This window comes from Aeribacillus sp. FSL K6-2848, from assembly GCF_038004325.1.
Taxonomy (GTDB): domain Bacteria; phylum Bacillota; class Bacilli; order Bacillales; family Aeribacillaceae; genus Aeribacillus; species Aeribacillus composti.
Map to the genome: position 1 here is coordinate 535,328 of NZ_JBBOQQ010000001.1, position 16,241 is coordinate 551,568.

14 protein-coding genes are annotated in these 16,241 nt (G+C 36.6%); 13 read left to right on the forward strand and 1 reads right to left on the reverse strand.

Going from position 1 to position 16,241, the window contains the following annotated elements; genetic code table 11:
- Positions 1-27 precede the first annotated feature (27 nt).
- The 4 genes from NSS70_RS02735 to NSS70_RS02750 are packed head-to-tail and all read left to right on the forward strand — an operon-like array spanning position 28 to position 3,191.
- Complete coding sequence (locus tag NSS70_RS02735; protein ID WP_340880887.1) at positions 28-1,653, forward strand: hypothetical protein; 1,626 nt, start codon at positions 28-30, stop codon at positions 1,651-1,653.
- On the forward strand, positions 1,650-2,354 hold the full coding sequence (locus NSS70_RS02740; protein WP_063387905.1) for an ABC transporter ATP-binding protein: 705 nt from the start codon (positions 1,650-1,652) through the stop codon (positions 2,352-2,354). Before NSS70_RS02735 ends, NSS70_RS02740 begins: the two co-directional genes overlap by 4 nt.
- Positions 2,355-2,879: a stage II sporulation protein M gene (locus NSS70_RS02745; protein WP_117017242.1), complete on the forward strand. Its 525-nt coding sequence runs from the start codon at positions 2,355-2,357 to the stop codon at positions 2,877-2,879. It abuts the gene before it with no gap.
- Positions 2,880-2,894: 15 nt separating this feature from the next.
- On the forward strand, positions 2,895-3,191 hold the full coding sequence (locus NSS70_RS02750) for a hypothetical protein (protein WP_063387903.1): 297 nt from the start codon (positions 2,895-2,897) through the stop codon (positions 3,189-3,191).
- Between the two features lie 555 nt (positions 3,192-3,746).
- Here the strand turns inward: NSS70_RS02750 and NSS70_RS02755 are convergent.
- Positions 3,747-4,952: a serine hydrolase domain-containing protein gene (locus tag NSS70_RS02755; protein ID WP_063387902.1), complete on the reverse strand. Its 1,206-nt coding sequence runs from the start codon at positions 4,950-4,952 to the stop codon at positions 3,747-3,749.
- Between the two features lie 795 nt (positions 4,953-5,747).
- On the opposite strand from NSS70_RS02755, the gene NSS70_RS02760 reads away from it, so the two are divergent.
- From NSS70_RS02760 to NSS70_RS02800, 9 genes are all read left to right on the forward strand, one after another.
- Complete coding sequence (locus NSS70_RS02760) at positions 5,748-6,542, forward strand: sugar phosphate isomerase/epimerase family protein (protein ID WP_340880889.1); 795 nt, start codon at positions 5,748-5,750, stop codon at positions 6,540-6,542.
- Positions 6,539-7,354: a 5'/3'-nucleotidase SurE gene (gene surE, locus NSS70_RS02765; protein WP_066248180.1), complete on the forward strand. Its 816-nt coding sequence runs from the start codon at positions 6,539-6,541 to the stop codon at positions 7,352-7,354. Before NSS70_RS02760 ends, surE begins: the two co-directional genes overlap by 4 nt.
- Positions 7,347-8,390: an ABC transporter substrate-binding protein gene (locus NSS70_RS02770; RefSeq protein WP_340880891.1), complete on the forward strand. Its 1,044-nt coding sequence runs from the start codon at positions 7,347-7,349 to the stop codon at positions 8,388-8,390. The genes surE and NSS70_RS02770 overlap by 8 nt, the downstream gene beginning before the upstream one ends.
- Before the next feature lie 17 nt (positions 8,391-8,407).
- On the forward strand, positions 8,408-10,159 hold the full coding sequence (locus NSS70_RS02775; RefSeq protein ID WP_340880892.1) for an ABC transporter permease: 1,752 nt from the start codon (positions 8,408-8,410) through the stop codon (positions 10,157-10,159).
- Positions 10,146-11,216, forward strand: a complete 1,071-nt coding sequence (locus NSS70_RS02780) for an ABC transporter ATP-binding protein (protein ID WP_144597155.1) — start codon at positions 10,146-10,148, stop codon at positions 11,214-11,216. Before NSS70_RS02775 ends, NSS70_RS02780 begins: the two co-directional genes overlap by 14 nt.
- 783 nt (positions 11,217-11,999) lie before the next feature.
- Positions 12,000-12,239 (forward strand): hypothetical protein, encoded by a 240-nt coding sequence (locus NSS70_RS02785; protein WP_339194145.1) that lies wholly within the window; start codon positions 12,000-12,002, stop codon positions 12,237-12,239.
- A 955-nt stretch (positions 12,240-13,194) separates the two neighbouring features.
- Positions 13,195-14,958, forward strand: a complete 1,764-nt coding sequence (locus NSS70_RS02790) for a hypothetical protein (protein ID WP_340880894.1) — start codon at positions 13,195-13,197, stop codon at positions 14,956-14,958.
- 439 nt (positions 14,959-15,397) lie between these two features.
- Entirely contained in the window at positions 15,398-16,069 is a 672-nt protein-coding gene (locus NSS70_RS02795; RefSeq protein ID WP_063387893.1) for an ABC transporter ATP-binding protein, read from the forward strand.
- Positions 16,066-16,227 (forward strand): hypothetical protein, encoded by a 162-nt coding sequence (locus NSS70_RS02800; protein ID WP_162877049.1) that lies wholly within the window; start codon positions 16,066-16,068, stop codon positions 16,225-16,227. The genes NSS70_RS02795 and NSS70_RS02800 overlap by 4 nt, the downstream gene beginning before the upstream one ends.
- Positions 16,228-16,241: the final 14 nt, after the last annotated feature.

Here is a 16,241-nt window from a genome sequence, read left to right on the forward strand (position 1 = left end):
TTTTTCTTTCCGTTTGGGGAAAATTTATTGAATCAAAAAATATTACTAGTTTTATTTGTTTTCATTTTTGGAGTATACAATTTTATCCTATATCATTTAGTAGAACTAATCATTCCTTATTTTTCTCAGGCAGCTGTTTTGTTAGTCAATTTGCTAGTATTATGGAATTTAATCAGCAATCTTCGTTCTTCTCATGATATTTTGCAAAGGTTTGTTTATCCGGAAGATTTTCTCTTACTATACTCCGTGAAAACAGATCCAAAAGATATATTATTGGTAAGATTTTTTACGCAAATCATTTTCAAGTCACTGTTTTCGACTCTTTTCTTTTTATATCCAATCCTGTTCTACGTTTTAAATTTTGCAGAAGAATCAATAACTTCTAGGCTATTGTTATTTGTATCTTTTCCATTTTATGTTCTTTTTTTAATTGGGGTCATCAGTTTTTATTCTTCAGGATTATACATAATATATTCAAAGGTTTTGCATGTTGTTTTTCAGTCAGCTGTGAAAAGTGTACTTTCTTTCGTTTTTGTTATGCTTTTATCATTTCTGTCTACGATTGTATTTGGCTGGTTAGGTTTTAGCTACTTTTATGAGGAAAACTTTATAGAATCAATCGTTCATTCTATTTCTAGATTCAATCTTGATGTGATTTTGACTGGTTATGTGCTGCCTACTAATTGGTTATTTAATACACTAATGGAAGTAGAATACTTTCTCTATTATCAACCGTTGTTGCTAATTATTGGAATCATTCTAATTTATATTTCGTATCTTATTGTAAATAAATATTTAGACGTAAAAGATATTTCGCAGCTTTCCAATGAAAAAACAAATGTCAACATAATAAAAAACAGATCTTTTCCTAACTTTGTTTATAGGAAACTAAAAAAACTTCTATCAAGAAAAGTTTTGGCGGTTATGAAAAAAGATTTCATCGCTTTCACTCGAGCGAATTTTTTAATAAAAAAGAGGTTTTATTTATCTATCTATATGCTGGCTTCCGAAATCGGAATATTGTTCGGGTTAGGAATGATGCAAAATTGGTTTGAATTCCCGGCTCTTTTCGTAATATATCCGATCATCTTTGCAGTTTCATTAAATGTCTCGTTTTTAGGAGACGGATTATTAGGGATTACATCAGCTGATGCTGAAAGGGAGAACTTGCTTTTATATAAAGGGTCAGGCTCTTCTTTGAACCAGTTAGTCGTAAGCAAGGCGATTTTACATGTTATTCCTATTTTGATTGTCATGAACGTTTTATTTATATGTGTTGTCTCGTTATTTCATCTGAAACTAAGTACTGTCATTATGATATTTGTCCTTGTAAATACTACCGCTATTATCATCAGCAGTGCTCAAATTATTGGAACGTTTTTGTATCCGCGTCTGGATTGGGAACATATTGAAGATGTTGGCTCTTCCGTTAAAGCTTCTGTTTTTGAACACACGATTCTTGGAATTGTTTTAATATTAAATTTAGAAATATATGGACTGTTAGGGGTTCTTTACTGGAAAAACTACATCAGCAGCATTCTTTTTAATGTGTTGGCAATCTTAGGTTCTTTCTTGCTATTCATAAGCTTTTTTATATTCTTTTACTTTTGGATTAAACGAGTCGGTACTTCTCATTGGGAGATGAGCAGATGATTATAAAAGATGTTTCGAAAAGGTATAAGGAGTATGATGTATTAAAATCAATTAATATTACATTAAAAAGAGGAGAAATATATGGATTATTAGGGCCAAACGGTGCTGGGAAGTCCACTTTGCTTAAATGTATAATCGGATTGGTCACTCCAGACTCTGGAAAAATATTTATTGATGGTAAGACAATTGATGATGATCGATCCGAATTTTTACAATATATTGGTTATGTGCCGGACACACCTTTTATTTACAATTATCTTACTCCAAAGGAATATTTAGATTTTATAGCTGATCTGCAGCAAGTACCCGATTCGCAAAAAACTGACCGTATTCAAATGTTGTTAAAAAATTTTTCACTAAAAGATAAGGAAAATGAAATGATTTCAACTCTTTCCTTTGGTATGAAGCATAAGCTGTCTGTTGCCGGTGCTATCATTCATGAACCGGATGTGCTTTTACTAGATGAGCCGCTAAGCTCATTTGATCCTCCGACAACAATGTTTATGAAAAAGTTTTTAAGGGAATACGCAGATAGTGGAAAAATTATTTTCATGTCTACTCATTTAGTGCATGTTGCTCAAAATCTATGCGATCGTGTAGGAGTTTTAATCAATGGGGAAATATTAAAGGAATACACGAACATGAAAAACATAATAAATTTCGAAAATATGATTATTAACGATATGGAAGAGATTGGTTAAATGAAAAACGTTCTACTGCGAAATAAGCGGGTTTTATCAGTAGCGTTTATAATATACGTGATTGGAATTATCATGGGTACTTTTTTTAGCAATATCTTACCTGTAGAAAGACAGGAACCAAATGTTGGGCGTACTATATTTGATTATTTTATACATAACGTACTTGCGGATGTTTTCATAAGCTTTACTATATTTACGTTTGGAATTTTTACTGCTGCTTTATTACTAGTCAATGGTTTTTTAGTTGGTGTATCTATCATGCACAGTCTTCAACATGGGAACGATCTAATTTATATTGTAACAGCCCTAGTTCCACATGGTATATTTGAGATTCCTGCTATGATTATTGCGGGTTCTATTGGGTTTAAACTGATTGATGCGGTCATTGCCAAAATTAGGGGAGAATCAAATTCCGTTTTTTTAAAGGACATCTTTACATTCTTTTTTCTAATGATCATTTTGACATTTATCGCTGCCGTTGTAGAGGCTAAGATCACTCCATATTTAATGGCCCAACTTTCATGAGGAGGTGTAAAGCATATGCTATGGGAAAAACTAAACTTAGAAAAATTACTGAATGATTCGAATAATGGGTCAGATGATGAAGAAAATGAAAAAAGCACATGGTTTATACCCGTTTTTTACGTTTCCATATTATTAGCTTTATGTATAGCATTTATTGAGATAAAACTCATTTTAATCACTCTGTTTGCTCCTGCCATTATCGTCATAATGTGGAAGCCGCCGTTTAAAAATAAAAAAAGGCTCTTCCGAATTATATCATTCATATATCTTTTATTTCTAACTATTGTTACGATATGGTGGTTCCAAGGTTGAATTTCTAACGAAAGTTGTAAAGACTGTATCTTATGACGCTCACAAATTTTCATTTCATCTAATATATTGAAGTCTAATTCGTGATTTTGATAGAAATATACATTTCTGACAGATTTCGCTGCAGCCATAATGTAAAAGACAATAAAGGCTGCTCGAAGCACAAACAGGGGCTGTCCAGCAAGTCAAAATCCACTGAAAACGGAACATCATAAGCGTCGATATATCAACGTTTCTAAAACATTAAAGGGGCGTCTATAAGCCGGAAAATCGACTTATTAGACAGCCCCTTAAAAATTTGTTTCAGTTTGCTGGATAGGCAAAAAGATTGGCCCGGAAAATCTCCGATATTCAATGATTGATATTGATAAATGCAGTACAATAAAGGATTCTTAAAGAAAGCGCTATCGAATATATTTCTAACAAACTCTTAAGCTATGGCGTCCGCCGCTGAAGTGTATGTTAGAAAGAAAATACTTTAGATGATCATCCATCCGCACTTTGTGACATGATACGGAGTAAGCGGGGGAGTCATCTGTATAGTCTCCATTCCCTAGATTAAGTAGTAATCTGACCGAACCGTTTCAACGTACTATAGACTGCTGACTCGAATTCGAGGAAGCCCAAGTATGACCCCACATCTTGGAACGGAAATATTTGCGTAGCCCAATATCCGCCAATCCCGTTTTTGCGATCAATCCAGTAAAACAGGTTAGCTAATCCCGACCACATCAATTGGCCTGCTGGACGACCTGTAGGGGTAGGTTCATCGTTTACCTGGAATGTATAAGACCACGACTTTTGTACGCCGGGGTAGAACTCGCCGTCATTAGCCAGCGTTGGATCGGACGAAATCCATCCGCCGCTCTTCAATTCCCCAAGTCCGTTTTGAGACATTTGCGCGACTGTTTCTGGTTTGAGTACACCCGCACCGTCATTCAAAATCATTCGGATAAACTTCGTGTATTCGCCAATGCTCGCATACAAACCATGTCCTCCCATATCCATTTCTGGAGATTGCGGGAGAATAAGCTCAGGTTTTGGTGTGAGTTGACCATCCTGACTGCGGCTGTGGATGGTTGCGCGGCGTTCCATCATCGACGGTGATAACGTGAAACCGATGTCGGACATGCCGAGTGGGGCAAAAATACGCTCTGCCATCACTTCGCCCAGTCGTTTACCGGATACGGCTTCAACAACTTTACCAACCCAGTCGATGTTGACGCCATAGTTCCAGCGTTCACCTGGCTCGAATAGAAGCACGCTCTTTACAGAGTCAAATGTACTAGTGAGAATGGAAGGTACTCCCTTTGCTTCACGGTATTTTCGATCTTCATGACTGAAGAACTCGTAGCCGAAGCCGGCAGTGTGAAGCATCAACATGTTGATCGTAACATCGGTTTTTGCTTCCCTTAGTTTTGGCTGCCCGTCTTTGTCAAACCCTTCGAGAACTGGAATCTCGGCAATCTCAGGTACATACTTCTTGACCGGATCGTCGAGACTGACTTTTCCTTCCTCGACCAATTTCATCAATGTCGTACCGGTGATGGCCTTCGTGGTCGAAAAAAGAGCGAACACTGTATCGGTGGTCATCGGTGTTTTCTTTCCAAGATCGCGTACACCGGCTGCCCCCTCATAGATGTTTCCGTCCCGGTCAGTTACCATTGCAACTACACCAGGGGCTCCTCCAGCCCTGCCTACAGCGGTATCCAACACCTTGTCAAGAGTTTCCTTGAGAGCATCCTTTACTGCTTGTCTTGTCATATCTTTACCCCTTTTAAGCGCTTACAATTTTAATTATTTAAAAAATTTTCTGTATTTTCAAAACAAACTATATCACGCTCAAACAGAGCCTGTCAAATTTTATTGTGTTGAGCGCTTTTTCATTGTCTTTTTTGAAGCTGTATCAGTAGCGAATTCAGCATTGAAGGCTAAGTTCAAGTACTACAACCGAAAAGGCAGAGAATTTTTAGATTCCACTGTCGGCAAGGATTTTCGCATTGAACGAAATGTCCTTTAGCGTCCTCAAAAGGGGCATATAAAATATTTTGCGATTATTTCCGGGATCAATCTCATTTGGAAAAATAAACTGAATTTTTTCATCTGTGTGGGAAACTGCTAGTAAACTCGGAAAATATCACGTCCGCAATGATTTATATAATATGATAACACATGTGATATCTAAACAAAAAAGAGTGTATTTAGCAAAGAATATGAATAAATCGTAAAAAATTTACAAACAATTTACATTCTAAGTTGAGAATGATGCATAATTGCGATTTGAAACCGCTTTTTCATTTCTTATTTTTTATTTTTTCATTTACAGAATGTTTACAAAAGTTCAAACCGCCTTTAAGTGTTCCTTAACAAATCTTTTCTAAACTTAAGATAGATGAAAAGGAAGTGGACATACATATTCCAATTGCTTGTCAGAATCAATTGTTGATTCAGGAGGAAGTGATTTTCATGGACTTAACTCACGAAACCTTTCTCTAATCGGCAATGTAAAAATGAATCTCTCCATTTCATTAAAAAATAAGAAAGGAGGAAATCAGTTCGATGAATATACGCTTTGCTTCTACACTTGCATGGGCATTTCCGGTTGAGGAAGTGATTAGGCTGGCAAAAGAGTTAAAATTTGTCGGTGTTGAGGTTTGGGCAGAGCATGTGTGGAAATATGAAAGCATGCCTAAACGAATCCGGCAGGTCAAAGAAGAAACAAACATGCAGCTGACGATGCACGCAGCAAGCTGGGATTTAAACTTAAGCTCTCTAAATAATGGCATTCGCAAGCAGTCCGTTCATGAAATTATTCGATCTATTGAGCTGGCTTCACAAATTGGAGCTGATAATATTACATTTCATCCAGGAAAGCTGACTCTTGCGGATTCAGACGTTTCTATCCATGAAGATCTTTTGTTCGAATCAATGGAAGAACTTGATCGAAAAGCTAGACAAGAAGGACTCACGTTATCGTTAGAAATGATGGAATGGAAGGCGAAAGAGTTTATTATTAAACCAGCCGCCGTAAAAAAAGTGATTGCACCTTTTTTCCCGCAAATTCAAACGACATTTGATGTCGCCCACATTCCATTACACGCAGACATTTTTTCTATCTGGAATGAAATGCCGGAGGTAAACAAAATTCATATTAGTGATGCAACAAAAGAAATTCTTCATTTACCGTTAGGTGACGGTGATATCGGAGAAGAAATATTAAACAAATTTTTAACTATCGAGAATATTCCAGTAATTATTGAAGGGTTTGATGCTTCAAAAGATTTGATGGTGTTAAAGAAAAATGTACTGTATATAAAACGGAACGGAAATCGATTGAAGGAGGTCGTCCGTTGAGAATTTTAGTTACAAACGATGACGGAATTTTTGCGCCAGGAGTCGAAGCACTTGTAGAAGTTCTTCAGCATTTTGGTGAAGTTTATGTCGTTTGTCCTGACCAAGAGCGAAGCGCAGTCGGCCATTCCATTACTCTCAGAACACCATTAAAAGTGAAACCTGTGGAAATATTCTCTGGAACGAAAGGGGCATGGGCCGTAAACGGTACTCCGGCCGATTGCGTCAAACTTGGGATGGAAGTACTGTTAAAGACTCCGCCTGATATTTTGTTTTCAGGTATTAATCTTGGTCCGAATTTAGGAAGGGATTTATATTACTCTGGTACATTGGCAGGTGCGGTTGAGGCTTCTCTTTACAACGTTCCAGCCGTATCAGTATCGTTGAACGAATTTGATGAAGCGAAGGTAAATTATTTAAAAACAAAACAGCTTTTGTATAAAGCGGTTGAAATTATTTTACAAAACCGAATTCCTAAAGGAGTTTTCTTAAACATCAATTTACCGAATATTCCGATTTATCTTTGTAAAGGTGTTGAGGTAGTTCCTTTAGATTTGACAGTTTCCCGTTATCGATACGTAGGGCTAAACGATCCGCACGGTCAAGTATATTTTTGGTTAAAAGATGAATTAAACCAATTAGTAAACCTTAACGAAAACAGTGATTATTTAAAGCTAAAGGAAGGTTATATTACCGTTTCACCTGTGGAGTTTCCCGTTCATCACAAACGGAAAATGGAACAGATTGAACGCTGGTTTCGAAAATGCTCTTTAAATTTCTTAAAAGAGGGTAAGGAGGAACATTCCAATGCGTAAATGGTTGTCCGCTTTCACTATATTCACATTACTTTTTGTATTAGCTGCCTGTGGCAGCAGCAATAATGCCTCATCAAGCAATGATGTAGAAACGCAGTCAGAACAAAAGAAGGAAGTCTCAGGGGAACTTAATTTCTATACTTCACAGCCTGATGAAGATGCTCAAAGATTAGTGACAGCTTTTAATGAAAAATATCCTGATGTAAAAGTCAATACTTTCCGGTCAGGAACGGAAGAAGTGATTGCAAAATTACAAGCTGAAAAAGAAGCTGGAAACATTCAAGCAGATGTTTTGCTTGTTGCAGACGCTGTAACGTTTGAAAGTTTAAAAAATGACGATCTTTTACTTTCTTACAAATCAAAAGAAGCAGAACAAATTCCGGGTCAGTTTATTGACAGTGACGGCATGTACACAGGCACAAAAGTGATGGCAACTGTTCTTGCAGTGAACACAAATAGTGTGCAAAACATACCTGATAGCTGGGATGTATTGACGGAAAGCGACGCAAAAGGAAAAGCGATTATGCCAAGCCCGTTTTATTCAGGAGCAGCTGCATACAATCTTGGAGTGTTTACAAGACAAAACGATTTAGGATGGGATTTCTTCAAGCGTTTAAAAGAAAACGGAATGGCTGTTACGAAAGGGAATGGCGGTGTGTTAAAATCGGTTGCTTCAGGGGAAAAGCCATACGGAATCGTTGTTGATTATCTCGCTGCGCGCGCCAAAAAAGAAGGTTCACCTGTAGAATTCATCTATCCGAAAGAAGGCGTTCCTGTCATTACTGAACCGATCGGTATTATGAAGGATACAAAAAATGAAGAAGCAGCTAAAGCTTTCGTAGATTTCGTTTTATCAGAAGAAGGACAAAAATTAGCAGCTGAACTTGGATATACACCGATTCGCCAAGACGTTAATGCTCCAGAGGGATTAAAAACGATTGATGAGTTGAACGTACTGAATGCAGACATATCTGAGCTTTATCAATCTCGTGAAGTAGATAAAGCAAAATTTGGTGAAATCTTTGGTCAACAATAATTAAAGGAGAGAGGACGATGTTTCCTGGTAAAGAGCAAACAAAAGGGATGACGAGGAGCACGTCCTCGTTTTCTCGTTTCTCCCCATTGAAAAACTTGTGGATGGGTTTCGGGTTTTTACTGATTATTTTATTTTTTATAGTTCCCGTTTTTCGCCTTATCTTATTAAGTTTAACAGAAGAGGGTGCCGTCTCATTTTCGAATTACTCAGAAGTGCTGAAAGAAGAACAAACATGGATCACTGTGAAAAATACGCTTTATATCGTCATCGGTTCTACTTTGGTTTCACTTATTTTAGGGATTGCGATGGCATGGGTTATCGCCTATTTAAACATTAGCGGGAAAAAATGGATGCAGCTGTTTATCTTTCTTCCGTTTATTATTCCTTCATACATTACAACACTTGCATGGGTTCAGTTTTTTAGCGGCAATGGACCAATTGCAGCTGTTCTTCATATGCTTCCAGGAGATTGGAAGCTGCCAAACTTGTATAGCATAGGTGGAATCATTTTTATTTTAGGTTTGTCTCATTATCCGCTTGTATATTTACTAACGGTGGAAGTGTTTAGAAAAATTCCTCTGGAGCTTGAGCAAGCGGCACAAACATGCGGTGCTAAAAGAGGAACTATTATTCGTAAGGTCATCCTTCCGCTAGCATTGCCCGGGATTTGCAGCGGCGGAATGCTCGCTTTTTTATCAAATCTTGATAACTTTGGGATCCCTGCTTTTTTAGGTATCCCGGCAAACATTCGTGTGCTAAGTACGTATATTTACGAAGAAGTCGTCGGATTTGGACCGGCTGCCTTTGCAAGAGCGGCCGTTCTATCGATTTTGTTGGGAGCAATTGCTTTAATCGGACTGTCTATTCAATGGCTTCTTTTAAGGCGAAGCCGTGTAATTGAAACGGTCAAACGGGATAAAGAACCTCGCATTCATTTATCTTTGACTTGGAAGCGTTTGATCGAAATAGCCGTTTGGGCATTTTTGTTGTTTACGAGTTTCGTTCCGTTCGTTTCAATGGGTACGACATCATTAATAAAAGCTTACGGGCTCCCTTTTCAATTAGAAAATTTATCACTAGAAAACTATCGATACATTCTATTCTCTGATCCAAAAACAATGTCAGCGATCAGCAACAGCATGAAGCTTGCGATCTTAACGACAATTGTCTCATTGATTGTCGGAACGGCCATTGCGTATTTTCGCTATAAATCACCAAATAGATGGACAAAGTTAGTGGAGCTGTTTGTAACGATACCTTACGCACTGCCGGGGACTGTCTTTGCTCTCAGTATGATCTTTTCATGGATGCAGCCGTTGCCAGGATGGAACCCGGGTATCTACGGCTCCATTTGGATTTTAATTATTGCCTACATTACAAGATTTATCATTTTACAGGTTAGGGGAAGCTACACGGCGCTGACACAGGTAGAGCCTTCCATTGAAGAAGCTGCTCGTACGTCAGGGGCTAAACCTTTGGTCAAATGGCGGCGAATTCTCATGCCGCTTCTTTTGCCGGGTATCATTGGCGGAGCCTTGTTGGTCTTTTTAACCTCTTTGACCGAACTGACGGTTTCCAGCCTTCTATGGTCTACAGGAGCCGAAACGGTGGGAGTTGTTATTTTTAACTACGAACAGGCTGGATATACCACTTATTCCACAGCATTTTCAAGTTTAATTGTTTTAGGAATTTTGTTCGGCAGTTTTTTGTTTATCAGCCTTGAAAAAGTTTGGAGACGAAAGGTGTTGAAACAAAATGATTCGGCTTGATGGGATTTCAAAAGCATATGGGGATGTCACAGCTTTGCATTCCATTGATTTAACAATCAAGGATGGAGAATTTATCGCCATTTTGGGACCTTCTGGTTGTGGAAAGACTACATTATTAAAATTACTGGCCGGTTTTATGAAACCGACAAGCGGAACCATTACGATAAATGATACTGTTGTTGCTTCAGCGGAAGCCGTCCTCCCGCCGGAAAAAAGGAACATAGGGATGGTTTTTCAATCGTTTGCCTTATGGCCGCATATGACAGTATATGAGCATGTTCAATTTCCTTTAATGCATCATTCGTTTGCTCCAAAGGCTGATAAGGAGCAGCGGGAGGAGAGAGTGAAAAATGTTTTACGAATGGTTGGGTTAGAGTCGCTAGCCCAACGATATCCTCATGAACTTTCCGGTGGACAAAAACAGCGGGTGTCTTTAGCACGTGCAATTGCGCCAGAACCAGGTCTTTTATTAATGGATGAGCCTCTCAGTGCTTTAGATGCTGAACTTCGAATGGAAATGAGAAAGGAGATTCAACACATTCATCGTCACACAAATGCTTCCATTGTATATGTTACCCATGATCAAAGCGAAGCATTTGCGATGGCAGATCGAATTGTCGTAATGAATCATGGGAAAATTGAACAAATTGACCGGCCGGAAATGATTTTTACAAGGCCGGAGACAGAATTTGTTGCAACTTTTGTAGGTAAATGCAATTTAATTCAAGGTAAATGGGAGGAAGGAATGTTTATTCCGAAGCCATTTCCTAATGAAAAATGGCCGGATATAGGAGTATCTATTAATTTGAAAAAAAAGGGTCTATATCCTGTCCGTCCGGATCAATGGGCGCTGTCTAAAGCAAAAGAAGGTTCTTCGCATGGGGTGGTAAAATTTGTTCAATATCAAGGAAAAGAAATGTATTACATCGTACAAGTAGGTGAAGAAGAATGGACGGTACATGAATTGATTCAACATACTTCCCGCTTTCAAGTTGGAGATCCGGTCAATCTCGTTCTTCAAAATACTGTAATAAAAAAAGAAGCAGTTCTTGTATAACATAAAAGATTCAAAGTTCTGTGTAAACTTGATTGTCTTGATGGAGATTAAGTTTGGTCTAATCTGCTTGAAAGTACCCTCTCAAATGAGATGGGTGCTTTTTTGTCATTTTTTATAGATTTAAAATTTTATATATTTAGAATAGATCAAAAAATGGAATAGGGTAAAGACATGAAGTCAAAAAAGTAAGTAGTAGTGTTATCGTTGTGCGGTTTATTTCTGCTTGTCAGTCTATCTGCTTTTTATTTTTTAAACAGTGAAGAAAAAATGTCAGGCAAAAAGATCAAGAGTCAACTAATGAAGCTAGTAATGGGAAGAGTAATGAATCGAATCTTTCTTCAACGAATGCAGGACAACAAAATGAAGAAACAGCTGAAAACAATGAAGATGAATTATCTCTCTTTATTTCTCGTTATCATGATGTATTTAACCAACTAACGAATCGTGTTCAGTATCAAAATATCGATTGGGAAAAATTTCAGGAGCTAGGAAATGATTTGATCGGAGAAATAAATAACATCTTATCCAAAGATGTTTCTTCAGAATATGAAATCTCTAGAAAAAGGAACTTATAAAGGAACAGCAAGAAATGGGGATAAATCTTATGTTTATTCTATTAACAAGTACGGAATAAACCAAGTTAAAGTAATTGTGAATAAAGATGAGTCATAAAAACAGATTATCCTTTATCCGGTAAAAATGTAATAAAAGTAAAATAAATTTGTGAGATGGATTAGTAGTTGAAACTAATATTCGAAGTTGAAGAATATGAGGATACAAAAGATGAGCCTTTTGAACTATTCTTTTTGCAAAAGATTATATATGTATATTGTTGAAAATGGTAAAAAACGTGAATTATTAAATTCAACGTTCCATGATGGTCTTTTATTGGATATTGGAGATTACTTAATAAAATTAAGTAATGGAGAAATAGTTCAAGGTACCATTGAAACTCATGAGAATGCGTTAAAATATACATTTAAAAAATCCCAAAATCGCTTGTTCATTGATTGTTTTAGTTAATATATTCAAGCAAACAAAGAGTACTGGATTTCCATTTTATGGACTTTATGAAAGCCTTTGTAAAAGAATACCAAGAATATATAGTTAACATTAAAGAAAGATGAAAATGCTTATGAAGATAAAAATTTTGTTATGATGGTTGATCAAATCAAGAAGTTGAAGAATATCTCTTAAATTGTGGAAAATTTGTTTTTGTATAAGTTGTTAAGACGAAATTTGAATGAATTTACTTTAGAGTCTGTCTATTAAAGAATCGGCTCTACTTTTGTCTTAATAAAGTTATATAGAGGCATTTTTTGACCTATAATGAAAAGACATATAATAAAAAAGATTCTTGTCCTTCATTATTTCCTATCAGATATAATGCTGCCTCGTAAGCGGAATGATACCCTTCCATGACTACAAAATCATCTGCGATAGTAATAAGATCCCTACCAAGCCAAGCAGGATAGAAGTTCATACTTGCCTGATCTGTTGGGTTAGAGTGTTGTAAAAAATTTAAAAACTTGAGTGAAAGTTTTGTGAATAAAATTTACAAAGATGTATTGATAGTGGTCTGAATATATCTTAAACTTAGGTGGTAATAAAAAGTATTTTAGTAAGTAATTTACTGTTAATGGCTAAAAGAAATAAAACAAGCTGTCTTTTCTTTTAGTGCGTTAGCAGTCGGCTTTTTAACGTTTGCACTGTGCTCACTCTCTTCAGCGTTTCCAGCTGCAGATCGTGAAAGTGTAGCGGCGGTTGTCTTAAACGTTGTTGAAGCTGGCGGAGCTATTACTGCACTCGTTTCTATTCCAACAGCAGTTGGTTCAGACGGACGTTCATTGAGCGCTGCAGCAGGTTAAGCAGCAATTCGTTAATATCTAAAGAAGGAAATCAAGAAAAGTGATTATCGCTTGAAAGTCAAACTATTTTTCGATGAAGAATTTTCATACTTTGAAATACAGGTGAGAGAATGTTAATAAAGCTATTATCACTTATGCTATCGATTCGAATGGAACAGCAATATTCTGCTGTCAATGAATTCATTATTAAAAAAGCGCCCTTTTTAAGAAAACTTAGTTCAAAACAGTATATGATGTTTTCTTTTATTCTTGATATTTTGCTTGCCTTCGTCATCGTATCCGTTTTGTACAAATGGCTATACTCCCAGCAATATCGCCAGCAATGGGAAAGTGGTTTCATTGTCTTTTTTCTTCTTTATTCAATTTTTAAGGGAGCCGGAGCTTATCGAAGAACTCATATTCCACCGTTTATGGATCTTATTCAGGCTGCTCCAGTCTCGTTCAAATCAATACATATCACATTTATTGCTTTAGAGCTGGTATGGAGCATTTTTACAAATTCCAGCCTATTTTTTGTTTATATTTTATTTCAATCACGAATTGCGGAATCATTAGATGCTTTATTCTGGATGAAGCAGTTGAATATTTTGCTGCTGGGCGCTCTGTTGTTTATGACGAGCAATAAACTTGCAGGTGCCTATATTCATAACATTGTAGTAAAAAAAATAGGGTGGGTCCGTTTTGTATTTTTCGCCGCTGTCTCAACTGCTTTTTTTATGCTGGGGCGCGTTCTTGTGTCAGGTCTTCTAGTCCCTATTTTCAAAACATTTAAGGATAATTTTCCATCCTTTTTGGCTGCAGCTGAAGATACAGCTTGGGTCAATCTATCTCAGCAGCTGATCAATCTATATGGGAATAAAATAAACTCCTTTCAAAAGAGTTTATTTTCAGACGGCTCTTTATATTTGCAGATTGAACATTTTATTGGGACTCCATGGATGTTAGGGCCTCTGATTTTCCTTCTAGTTGGCGTACTTTCCTTGCCTGTTAAGATGATTCCAACTGAAGATCATGGAGAGATTAAGAGATTTCGTGACTTTTTTCACTTCTATCTACAACTGCTGCATTGGGTACGTTCTATTTTTTTGCCGAAGAATGCACTGATTTATAAAGATCTACAAATCATACGTGAAAAAAGATGGCTGCTCTCAAAAGAATTTTTTAATTATATGGTCTTATCTTACGAAGCATTTTTTTATATAGGGTTCTTTACTGCATGTATGTCAGCGACAGGAAACACGACTCTCCAAATACAGCTATTATTTACATTGAACTTGATGGTTTTAGCTAACCAAGCAATGGAAATGAGAATGTTGACTCCTTCTTTCTTTTCTTTTAGCACCGAAAAAAGAAACATATGGATGTACCAACTATCATTTTTTTCGTTAACTGAATTCTTTTGGGCAAAATTGAAATTGTTTTATTGCCTATATTTAATTCCATCTTTCTTTTTGACGATAGGGAATATAATGATTCTTACGTATTTCCAAATAGCTGATCTCAGGATGATCATTCCTTTTATTGGAATAACTATCTCTTTTTTCATTTTTCCATTTATTCAATTATACTTGTTTCCATTTATCACCAAGTTCCATTTTATTCATGAATACGAGATTGGAACAACTGAAGAAGAGGAAAGCATAGTAAATAACGGCCAAGCTTTTATGAGGAACTTTCTCGTCATGCCTTTTATTTATTACTTGCTCGCATCACTATTTATTGGTGTATTGAGGGAAGCGGCAGGTGTTGTCAACTACATATCTGTTCTATATTTTATGATAGTTTCAGCCATTTGCCTAATTGTTTGTAAGAACACAATGAAAAAAGGAATTGACCATGTTGAAAAAGTTAAAATCCTTTCTATTACTGAATAAGTGATTGCCTCGCTGGGACTGATTTATTTCTTGTGTTTGAAATCGCTACTATATACTCGCAATGAGTGCATTCCAAATTTACAACTAGGAAACAATTTTTCTTTCGCAGTTATTTTTATGTTAGAGAGCTATCAATGTTTGGAATTGGTTCGTTGACTTGATGGAAGATGACCGCAGTCACTTTGTTTTACAACGATTCTCATAGGGAAATCACGACTTATATGACCGCTGTCATGTAGGACTTACCTTTTTCTCACACAGTGCTTGAAATACCGGGACTATTTATTTTTTCAGTCAAAAGTACTTATCCCTTTATCTGATATTTCTGCTTTATTACGGAATAGTTTCTTACGCTAAAAGGAAGCAGAATAGGAGCTGTGGCGTATTGTCTCGCTTTATTGGATTATAAACTGTTTGTTGATTATTGGAGGATTTCTATATGGTTAAGCTTCAAGTTTCACAACTGGCTTTTCAGTATGAACAAACTGCAGAAAAAGGAGCATTGCTGGAAAATGTTTCTTTTCAATTACATGCAGGAGACCGAGCATGTATCATCGGAAAAAATGGCAGCGGCAAATCAACTTTGCTAAGGCTAATAGCGGGATTAATCCAACCGGATTCAGGAAATATTTTACTAAATGAAAAGTATAAGCCTGGAACAGATCGTTTTAAAGAAGCAATGGCCTATATTCCTGATAAACCACTTGTTTATGATGCATTAACTGGATTTGAAAATAAGGAGCTTATTCTTTCACTTTGGAGGATCAAAAAAGAAAAAAGAGCTGCATATGAAGAAAAATTCCAAGAGCTTTGTGAACAGTTTGATCTGACACATGCTTTGCAAAAGCCGGTCAAACATTACTCTCTAGGCATGAAATATAAACTATTCCTTATTAGTATGTTAGCAAGATCACCTGAGTTGATTATTTTGGATGAACCTTTTACTTCATTAGACGAGGCCTCACAAAAGCAGTCAATCATGATGCTGAAAGAAGCGTTCAAGGAACAATGCATTTTATTTACAAGTCACCAGCGATATATTTATGCCGAATTAGGCAGCCGATTTTTTCTGCTTGAAAACAGACAGCTAAAGGAGATGAACCTCATATGAAAACTTATTCTCTCATTATGATCGCAATCAGTTTAGTCATGATTTTGGCAGTATTTGTGCTGAAAATAACAGCATTGCTTGTCGGAAAAATTCTTCTAGCCGTTGCTGCTGCTTTTTTGGTCTCCTCACTGATTCGTTTAATAAGTCTCAAAAAATAAAACCTGTCCGACAG